This is a genomic window from Butyrivibrio sp. AE3009 (assembly GCF_000420845.1).
GTDB lineage: Bacteria > Bacillota > Clostridia > Lachnospirales > Lachnospiraceae > Butyrivibrio.
The window spans coordinates 61,003-70,476 of sequence record NZ_ATVS01000021.1 but is presented as its reverse complement, the minus strand read 5'-3'; the positions used below and the strand labels follow the sequence as shown (position 1 = coordinate 70,476).

Here is a 9,474-nt window from a genome sequence, read left to right as displayed (position 1 = left end):
AAGAGTATGTGTGCTGTTAATCCTGTACTGCCTCGTCCTGTACACAGTTGTCATTCCTTTCACAGAAGTTTATACTATGTATTATAGCACATATCCAGGCATATATCAAAACAAATGTTCTTTTAAGGGGTGCTTTTAGGAGTTTTATTATGGACGGATACAACAAAGGATCGCATTCAGTTAGAGAAATATCTGTGGGGCGATTCGCCTTTCTGGAGTGCCAGCTATTTCTGTGCAACCACAGGCTCAGTTTCCATGGAAACTGTCAAAAAGTACATTGAAGAGCAGCGGACTGAAGAACACAAGAGAAAATACATGAAGTCTGGGAAATACAAAAAGCAAAAAAGCTAAGCGATTCATCCCCAACCTGACGGAAGGGGTTTTCTCGCAGAGGTACTATAAGATTGTGGTCCGCTCTATCTTCCGCCTCCTCGAAAATACCTTCCTCAAGCTCAGAAATCGAGCACATTCCGTCCCTGTCTATAAGATATGCAAGCAGTTCCTTGGTTTTTACGTAATGGAAATTGACGGGTGTACCATTAACATACACTTCAAAAGTGCCGAAAGCCCTCACTCTGACTGCCTTTGATCCCAATATTTCAAGATGGGGCGGGTACCTTAAATTCTCAATTTCGTTCCTCAGCATCTTTTCTGTCACAGGTTTCATAAGATAGCCACTGGCCCTAAGCTTGGTAAAAGCTTCTTCCAGATATTCGCTATATCCTGTTGTGAAGATGATATTTACTTTGGGATTAACGCTCTCTTTGATTTCCTTAGCCAGCTTCATCCCATCCATTCCCGGCATATCAATGTCAAGAAAAACAATGTCGGGATTAATATCTTTTGCAATATTCAGAGCTTCCACCGAATCAGTGGATCTGGTTATCTCAGAATCACCGATTACCTCGCATATCGTATTGCACAGAGTCATCTTCTGCTTTTCTCTATTTGAAGGCTTTACATCCTCTTCCGGTGTTTCTTCACAGATCTGTTCCGGAATTTCTCCGGTTCCATCAGGATCAGATTCCGAAACCTCTTCTTTTTCTTCAGCCTCCTCAACTGCCTCCTGTAATTTCAGCAGCTCTTTTTCATCGAGAATTCTCTTTACGTTGAGCGCTGCATCAGAAGGGAAAACTCCTTCATCTGCAGTTACCGTGATCAGGATGCCATCAATTTCCACACTCTGATTAAAGGCAGAGTCCTCACTAAGAAGAACCGCCTCATCAGGACTGCTCTGAAGTTCAAGACTATCATCGCCCGGGGCGTCATCCATATCCTCATCAATATAGATGTCCTCAAGCTCATCAGCTTCCTCATCGGTTACCGGATCATCGAAGAGCATTGATTCATCTTCCAGGACTTCGATGCCATCCCACTCATCAGTCTCATCCGTAAACTGCGGATCATAGTCCGCTGCCAGAGCTGTGGCAAAATCAGCATTGGTGAAGGCAAGTATCATCGCCAGCAATAGCGCCAGTCTGCGCAGTCTGCTCCTTGTCTTGCTTTCTCTCATTGTTTTGTTTTTCGACCCCTTCATAAGTGTTACTCCTTTCAAATATCCTTATTCAGAAAATCCATAAAAGGAATTGAATTATATTTATGTATAGCAAAACAGAGGCATACAGCCCCCTCTATAGCCCCATTCTATCAATGAAACCGTCACCCAATCGACACTAAATGCTCATTTTAAGCGGTTTTTCGGCTTTTTTAAGAAAAAATTAAGGTTGAATACACAAACAACGTGCATTCAACCTTATTTCATTTATACTTTTTCGATTTGGATTATTATTTCAGTTAACATCTATATCATCGCAGATCTAACCTGTCTATTGTAAAGAGGCATGGTATAACCAGAAAATTACTTCCTTTAGCCTTTACCCTGTCAAAATGAGACTCCGGACCAGCTTTGATCCATTTATCTATCACAATGGATTCTTCATCCGCATTCCTGATATTTACGTTGTTTCGTGGCTCTTCATAATATGAGAAAAGTATGTTCTCATGTAACGAAATGAAAGCGTACTTATCTCCCTTCAAAAGGCCCTCATGCACTATTTCATCATGATATCTTACGTATGATGGCAATTTGTCCGGAAAAACAAATGCAACCCTTCCTATGCGATCTTTTCGTGCTGTTGTTCTCTCTTTTTCCCACATATCCAGATCGTCTTCAGGAATATGATGATAATAAACATTTATCATTGGTGCAAAAAATCTGTCACCGTCTTCTTCTGGCCAGGGCTTAAGATATGGCTTTAAGTCGCTCATTATCCTATCTATATCAAGGCAACTTTTTTCTCCCACCGGGACTATCTCTTCAAGATACAAAAAGCCCATATTTTCATGACGATAAAAAGAGGCATTGCATACAATACCCTTCTCGATCAATTTGGTAAAAGCAGCTTTACACCGGTCAATGATCCCCTCCATAGGGACATCATTGTTCAAAGCCTTAAAACTGCACCTGTACTGGCTCCTTATCAACATACTTCACAGCTCCTGAATATGGTCCTGATTTTCCTTCGCAACGAACAGTGTACCCACTTTTTTCTTCTCTATGATGTCGTAGAGCTTCTCGGGATTCTTGCCATTGGTGATAAGCACATCGATTCCGTGGTTGGTGGCAAGCTCTGCGGCCTGGAGCTTGGTGATCATGCCGCCGGTGCCCCTGTTGGAGCCGGAGCCGGAAGCTGCGGCCCGAAGTTCATCAGTAATCTCCTCTACCCTGCTGATGAGCTTGGCGTTAGGTTCTTTACTGGGGTTACCGTCGTAGAGGCCGTCTATATCTGAGAAGATAATCAGCTTACTTGCGTTGCAGAAAACTGCTACCAGCGCAGAGAGCATATCGTTATCGGAAAAGAGCTTGGTCTCTGACTCGATCTCGGTGTGACTGACAGAGTCGTTCTCATTAACTATAGGAATAATATGGTTCTCCAAAAGAGCATCAAAGGTGTTCTTAAGGTTCTCACTTCTCTCGGGATTGGATAGATCCTCGTTGTCGAGAAGGATCTGGCCCACCATTCTGTTGTACTCTCCAAAGAGCTTGTCATACAGGTGCATCAGCTCAGTCTGTCCTACAGCTGCAGCGGCCTGCTTGAGCTTGATCTCCTTGGGCTTCTGGGGAAGTCGCATCTTGTTAGCTCCCACAGCAATAGCTCCGGAAGATACCAGCACCAGGTCATAGCCCAGATTCTCTACTCCTGAGATTGCTCTGCAGAGATGATCGATCGCTCTTATATCAATATTTCCACTCTCATTGGTGATAGTGGAGGTTCCCACTTTGACAACAATTCTCTTTTTGCTGACGCTCATTTTATCAAACGCTCACTTTCTCACTTTAATCTAATAAACTATATTTTTAAAGTTTAAACCAGATTATTGATATTCGCAAGTATAAAAAAATGCTCAGCCATATGTATCTGTTGGCTAAGCATTAATGGATTAGAGGGGAGTCGAACCCCTGTCCAAAAATTCATCCCCTGTCCTTCTACTATCATAGTCAATTATTCCGGAGTTCTGCACTCCTGTTCCCTCACTGCCCCGGAAATTGACAACCAAGACAGATCGGTAGCTTCATGATACGACCATAGCCGCAAAGCTTAAGCCATGTCGTTTCCTACAAGTTTTGACGCCGATTGCTGAATATGTAGGTGTACTCAGGTCGACGAGCTGCCATTAGGCAGCAAGTGCTAAATTATCGTTAGCGTTTAATTTTAATTTGAGGTTTGACGCACCGTCCTGCGGATAGCTTCTCCAGCTTCAAAATCCCTGTCGAAACCTTTACTAACCCTTATTTAATTGTGATGCTCACTTAGTATATCGCCTAAGTGAGCAAATTTCAATATACTTATAGTTTAGTTTTTGCACTTTTATCTAAGACTCACCTTGTAGTCACGAAGAGCCTCTCTCTGCTGGTCCTTCTTAGCCATATCAGCGCGCTTGTCATAGAGTTTCTTACCCTTGGCAACGCCAATCTCAACCTTGACTTTGCCGTTCTTTAAATATACTTCAAGGGGAACCAATGTGTAGCCCTGAACCATCTTCTGCTGATCCAGCTTTCTTATCTCAGCCTTGTGAAGAAGGAGTCTCTTAACTCTTAAGGGATCCTTGTTAAAAATGTTGCCCTTCTCATAGGGACTGATGTTCATGCCCATGATAAAAGCCTCTCCCTTGTCGATGCTGATCCAGGACTCCTTGATGCTGCACTTGCCCTGGCGGATCGACTTAACCTCAGTTCCAAAGAGTTCTATTCCGGCCTCGTACTTCTCCTCGATAAAATAATCGTGGTAAGCCTTTTTATTGTTTGCTATCAGCTTTCTAGCCTTATTATCTTCTGCCATTTCTATAGATTCCTATCATTAATTTCCTGTGACTAATCTAATATATTACATTTGGAGGAAAAAAGCACGTAACTTATGGTTTACTTTTTTCTTTTTCCTTTGCCCTGGGCACTTCTTGCTGCCTTGCTGGTGGCTGACTTCTTGTATTTATGAACCTTATAGACCTTGCGGGTGCTCTTTTTATCCTCGGAAGAAGAGCTCTTTTTCTTGCGGAACTTCCCGGTCTTGGAATCGGGCTCGTACTGACTAAGGTCGATGAGTTCTCCATCATACTCGACAAGACGTCCGTGGGATTCCTTCTTAGCTTCTTTCTTGGAAGTTTTCTTTCCGGTTATTTTCTTATCGATTGCCTTTTTATCAGATTTCTTATCGGTTGCCTTCCTGCCTGCGGCCTTATCTGAAGGCTTTGTCCTGGATTTCTTTGATCTATCTGACATATCAGAAACATCTTCCATGAACAGCTCTTCATCTTCGTCCATTGACTCCCCTGCCTTGTCAGCGGCAGCGATTTCTCTTAACTTCCTTACCTTATTGGCTCTGTCATTGGCAACCTTCCTTGCTGCGGGAACTCTGCCATAATCCTCATATCCGTCATAATCATACTCATCCTCATCGAAATCATCCTCTTCGTTAATAAGTCTGAAATCGATGGACTTGGTGAGTCTGTCAGCCCCTGTCACCTTGATCATAACCTTCTGGCCAAGAGTATATTCCTTGTGAGTACTCTCACCTACAAGTTTCATATGGGTCTCATCATAGACATAGAAGTCATCATTCATATCCGCAGCTCGAACCATTCCTTCGCAGGAATTCTCCAGCTCTACGAACAATCCCCAAGCTGTTACACCGGATACAACTCCTTCAAAGCGCTCACCCACATGGTTCTCCATATACTGAGCCTTCTTGAGTTTATCTGTCTCTCTCTCAGCTTCCTCAGCTCTTCTCTCAGTCTCAGAGGAGTGCTTGGCCACTTCATCAAGTATCTCTTCATAATGTCTTGCCTTAGCCTCAGTCATCCTGCCTCTTAAATGATCCTTGATTATCCTGTGAATCTGAAGATCAGGATAACGTCTTATAGGCGAAGTAAAGTGGCAGTAAAAATCAAACGCAAGTCCAAAGTGCCCTGTGCACTCCGTACTATACTTAGCCTGCATCATACTGCGAAGGGTCATTCTGCTGATAACCGCCTCTTCCTTGGTTCCTTCTATACCCTTAAGGAGCTTCTGAAGTTCCTTGGGCCTTACACCTTCATCTTTTCTTGTTCTGATGTGATGTCCCAAGTTATTGACAAATGCAGCCAGTGAAGCTATCTTCTCCGGATCCGGCTGCTCATGAATACGATAAACAAAGGGACTCTGCATATAGTAAAAATGCTCTGCCACAGTTTCATTTGCTGCCAGCATAAAGTCCTCGATCAGCTTAGTTGCTACGTTTCTCTCATGAGGAACAATATCTATAGGATTGCCTTCCGGATCAAGTATTATCTTGGTCTCGGCAAAATCGAAGTCAATAGCGCCTTTCTTCTCACGCTTCTCCCTAAGTATGGCTGACAGTTCTGCCATCTCCTCAAACATGGGAACAAGGTCCTTATACTTCTCAATTTCAGCCTCATCCTTGTCACGAAGGATCTTGGCTACGCTGGTATAGGACATGCGCTCATTGACGTTGATAACTGATTCAACGATATCGTGGTCCACAAGTCCGCCGTTTTTATCAAATTTCATAAGACAGCTAAGAGCAAGTCTGTCCTCTCCGTGATTAAGGGAACAGATTCCGTTTGAAAGTCTGTGAGGCAGCATGGGAATAACACGGTCCACCAGATATACACTGGTTCCACGCTTAAATGCCTCCCTATCCAGAGCAGAACTCTCCTGCACATAATTGGTAACATCCGCAATATGTACCCCAAGGTGATAAAAACCCTCTTCATCAATATGGAGACTGACCGCATCATCAAGATCCTTGGCATCTTCACCGTCAATGGTAACCATCTGAACATCTCGAAGGTCAGTTCTGCCGTACATATCTGCTTCACTGATGGTATCAGGACATCTGTTGGCCTGATTGATAACCTTCTCAGGAAATTCACTGGGAATACCAAAGTTCTCGACAATTGAAAGAATGTCCACTCCGGGATCATTGATATTACCGATAACTCTGAGGACCTTACCCTCAGGCTTACGTCTCTCTGATACGCTACCATAGTAAGTAAGCTTAACCACAACCTTATCTCCGGTTACGGCAGCTCCGTGATGCTCAATAGGTATGAAAATATCGTCCTGAAGCCTGTTATTGTCAGGAACCACAAATCCAAAGTTCTTCTCTGCCTGATAGGTTCCAACCACCTCTTCAAGGCCTCTTACAAGGATGTTTCTGATTCTTCCCTCAGCTCTTTTACCGCCGTTATCGGGAAGAAGCTCAACCTCTACAGTATCTGAGTGAAAAGCACCGTGTACATATTCCTCGGGAATATAAATATCCTCGTCTCTTCCCTCTACCTGCACAAAACCAAAGCCTCTGGCATTACCGATAAAGGTACCCACAAGCAGGTCTTTGCTTTTTATCTTACCGCCGTTAAGGCTTTCTTCCATACGTTTTAAACGTTTACCTTTACTCATCATTACCTCTCAAAATTAAAGTAAAGAAAAGGCACTCTGTAAAAAGAGTGCCTTAAAAATACATATGTATCCCGGTGCTATTGATCAAGCCATCATATTAAGCACGATTGCAAGGATAACGAAAGCGAATGACAAAACAATTGTAACTGTCTTGAGAACGCCCTCTCTTGAACGGCCCTTGTTCTTGCCCCAATATGTATTCTCAACTGTTCCCTGGATTGCTCCAAGACCCTGGCTCTTTCCTTCCTGCGCAAGCACAAGAACTACTAAAGCAGCACAAACTAACATGAATACCACACCGATAACTATTGACAATACTTTCACGAAATTAACCTCCCAGATTATTATCGCTTTATCTAACTAATACATAATACCATATATTGATACGATTAGTCAATTTACGATAAAAAATCCATATTATTTTTTAATAAGAAGGCTCTTACCGGTCATCTCGGCAGGCTTCTCTTCGCCCATGCACTCGATAAGTGTAGGAATGATGTCAGCAAGACATCCGCCTTCCTTAAGTGTATATGCAGGATCATAGTTAACAAGGATGAACGGAACAGGATTGGTTGTATGAGCTGTCCAAGGCTCGCCTGTCTCATAATCGATCATCATATCTGCATTACCGTGGTCAGCGCAGATAAACATGGTTCCGTTGACTGCCTTGATAGCATCAACAATCTTGCCAACGCACTCATCAACGGTCTCGATAGCCTTGACCGCTGCAGGAATAACACCTGTATGTCCTACCATGTCAGGGTTAGCAAAGTTGGCAACAACTACATCATACTTCTGAGAGTTGATCGCATCGAGAATCTTCTCGCATACTTCAGGAGCGCTCATCTGAGGCTTGAGGTCATAGGTAGGAACATCCTTAGGGCTGTTAACAAGAACTCTGTCCTCACCCTCGTTAGGCTGCTCAACACCACCGTTAAAGAAGAAGGTTACATGAGCATACTTCTCTGTCTCAGCAATTCTTGCCTGCTTCATTCCCTTAGCTGCAAGCCACTCACCGAAGGTATTGTTAAGAAGAACCTTCTTGAAAGCGACCTCCTTGTTAGGAATAAGAGGATCATAATCTGTGAAGCAAACATAAGTTACATCAAGTCTCTTACCTCTGTTAAACTTATCAAACTCATCATCGCAGAAGCAATGTGTGATCTCTCTTGCTCTGTCAGGACGGAAGTTGTAGAAAATGATTGAATCTCCATCCTTGATAGTTGCTACAGGAGCACCGTTCTTCATAATTACTGTAGGAATTACAAACTCATCGGTCTTGCCGTCCTTGTAGCTCTGCTCCATGCACTCATGAGCGCTGTTAGCCTTGTTGCCCTCGCCCTTGGTAAGTGCGTTGTATGCATACTCTACACGATCGTAGTTGTTATCTCTGTCCATAGCGTAGTAACGACCGGAAATTGTTGCGATCTGACCTACGCCAAGCTCCTTCATCTTGTCCTCTAGCTGCTGTACGAAATCAATTCCGCTCTCCGGAGGAGTATCTCTTCCGTCAAGGAAGCAGTGAACATATACCTTATCAAGGCCGTTCTTCTTAGCCAACTCTAAAAGTCCGTAAATATGTGTGATGTGGCTGTGAACGCCGCCGTCTGAAACAAGACCGTACATATGAAGAGCAGAATTCTTAGCCTTGCAGTTATTGATTGCTGCCATAAGACCTTCGTTAGTGAAGAAATCGCCGTCCTCAATGGACTTGGTGATTCTTGTAAGTTCCTGGTAAACGATTCTGCCGGCGCCCATGTTCATGTGGCCAACCTCAGAGTTACCCATCTGTCCGTCAGGAAGTCCTACTGCAAGTCCACTGGCATAGCCCTTAACAAAAGGGTAATCCTTCATAAGCCCATCCATAACAGGGGTGTTAGCCATAGCAATGGCATTTCCCTCAGCGTTATCGTTAAGTCCGTATCCATCAAGAATTAAAAGAACTGTAGGTTTAGAACCTCTCATTATTTATATCCTCCATTTTATAAAGCCCGGGCTTCCGGGCGTTAAATATTCGTCCTTGCATAGTATACACAATATCAGGGCAATATGACAAGTATTTAACAAAACCTTTATATTTCTAAAAAAGCTATAATCAAAGGCACTTGTATCCCTTGTTGATAAGAATATTTTCAACCTGCTTGGTATCATCGGTATGCATTACCATGATAGGAGCACCGGATTCTCTGTTAAAAGAAAGATAAGTGTAATTTACGTTGATATTGCTGCCATAAAGAGTCTTAAGAATCTTATCAAGAGCTCCTACTTCATCGGGACACTCTATAGCAAGCACCGGAGTGGTTTTGCAGATGTACTCTTTTTCCTTGAGTACTTCAAGACATTTCTCAGGATCTGATACAACCATTCTGATAATTCCATACTCTGCGGAATCATTGGTTACGGAACCTAAGATGTTGATGTTGTTTGCCCCAAGAATACCGGTGATGTTCTGAAGACATCCCTTTTTGTTCTCAGCGTAGATAGAAATCTGTTTTAACATTTTGCTCCTCCTTGGC

The 9,474-nt window shown here is 43.2% G+C and carries 8 protein-coding genes, 1 other RNA gene and 1 pseudogene; 1 reads left to right on the top strand and 9 read right to left on the bottom strand.

Translation table 11 applies throughout. From position 1 onward, the window contains the following. Positions 1-183 precede the first annotated feature (183 nt). Positions 184-288, top strand: a pseudogene (locus G588_RS23100) (transposase); the annotation flags it as partial. Here the strand turns inward: G588_RS23100 and G588_RS23095 are convergent. From G588_RS23095 to G588_RS0111765, 9 genes are all read right to left on the bottom strand, one after another. Beyond that, positions 266-931, bottom strand: a complete 666-nt coding sequence (locus tag G588_RS23095; protein ID WP_242830365.1) for a response regulator — start codon at positions 929-931, stop codon at positions 266-268. The pseudogene G588_RS23100 and the gene G588_RS23095 sit on opposite strands and share 23 nt — an antisense overlap. 875 nt (positions 932-1,806) lie before the next feature. After that, complete coding sequence (locus tag G588_RS0111795; RefSeq protein WP_022778944.1) at positions 1,807-2,487, bottom strand: hypothetical protein; 681 nt, start codon at positions 2,485-2,487, stop codon at positions 1,807-1,809. Positions 2,488-2,490: 3 nt separating this feature from the next. Then, positions 2,491-3,312 (bottom strand): glutamate 5-kinase, encoded by an 822-nt coding sequence (gene proB, locus G588_RS0111790; protein ID WP_022778943.1) that lies wholly within the window; start codon positions 3,310-3,312, stop codon positions 2,491-2,493. 122 nt (positions 3,313-3,434) lie between these two features. Continuing rightward, positions 3,435-3,790, bottom strand: a transfer-messenger RNA (tmRNA) gene (ssrA, locus tag G588_RS22105). A 79-nt stretch (positions 3,791-3,869) separates the two neighbouring features. Continuing rightward, positions 3,870-4,340 carry an SsrA-binding protein SmpB gene (smpB, locus tag G588_RS0111785; RefSeq protein ID WP_022778942.1) on the bottom strand — a complete coding sequence of 157 codons (471 nt, stop codon included), beginning with the start codon at positions 4,338-4,340 and terminating at the stop codon, positions 3,870-3,872. 80 nt (positions 4,341-4,420) lie between these two features. Then, on the bottom strand, positions 4,421-6,958 hold the full coding sequence (gene rnr / locus G588_RS20080; RefSeq protein ID WP_022778941.1) for a ribonuclease R: 2,538 nt from the start codon (positions 6,956-6,958) through the stop codon (positions 4,421-4,423). 84 nt (positions 6,959-7,042) lie between these two features. Next, positions 7,043-7,282 carry a preprotein translocase subunit SecG gene (gene secG / locus G588_RS0111775; protein ID WP_022778940.1) on the bottom strand — a complete coding sequence of 80 codons (240 nt, stop codon included), beginning with the start codon at positions 7,280-7,282 and terminating at the stop codon, positions 7,043-7,045. A gap of 93 nt (positions 7,283-7,375) precedes the next feature. Further along, complete coding sequence (gene gpmI / locus G588_RS0111770; protein WP_022778939.1) at positions 7,376-8,923, bottom strand: 2,3-bisphosphoglycerate-independent phosphoglycerate mutase; 1,548 nt, start codon at positions 8,921-8,923, stop codon at positions 7,376-7,378. A 130-nt stretch (positions 8,924-9,053) separates the two neighbouring features. Beyond that, on the bottom strand, positions 9,054-9,458 hold the full coding sequence (locus tag G588_RS0111765; RefSeq protein ID WP_022778938.1) for an acetolactate synthase: 405 nt from the start codon (positions 9,456-9,458) through the stop codon (positions 9,054-9,056). Positions 9,459-9,474: the final 16 nt, after the last annotated feature.

Excerpts from the sequence above, each read along its gene's own strand:
- G588_RS23095 (WP_242830365.1), bottom strand. The coding sequence starts at position 931 with ATGACTCTGTGCAATACGATATGCGAGGTAATCGGTGATTCTGAGATA.
- G588_RS0111795 (WP_022778944.1), bottom strand. The coding sequence starts at position 2,487 with ATGTTGATAAGGAGCCAGTACAGGTGCAGTTTTAAGGCTTTGAACAAT.
- proB (WP_022778943.1), bottom strand. The coding sequence starts at position 3,312 with ATGAGCGTCAGCAAAAAGAGAATTGTTGTCAAAGTGGGAACCTCCACT.
- smpB (WP_022778942.1), bottom strand. The coding sequence starts at position 4,340 with ATGGCAGAAGATAATAAGGCTAGAAAGCTGATAGCAAACAATAAAAAG.
- rnr (WP_022778941.1), bottom strand. The coding sequence starts at position 6,958 with ATGAGTAAAGGTAAACGTTTAAAACGTATGGAAGAAAGCCTTAACGGC.
- gpmI (WP_022778939.1), bottom strand. The coding sequence starts at position 8,923 with ATGAGAGGTTCTAAACCTACAGTTCTTTTAATTCTTGATGGATACGGA.
- G588_RS0111765 (WP_022778938.1), bottom strand. The coding sequence starts at position 9,458 with ATGTTAAAACAGATTTCTATCTACGCTGAGAACAAAAAGGGATGTCTT.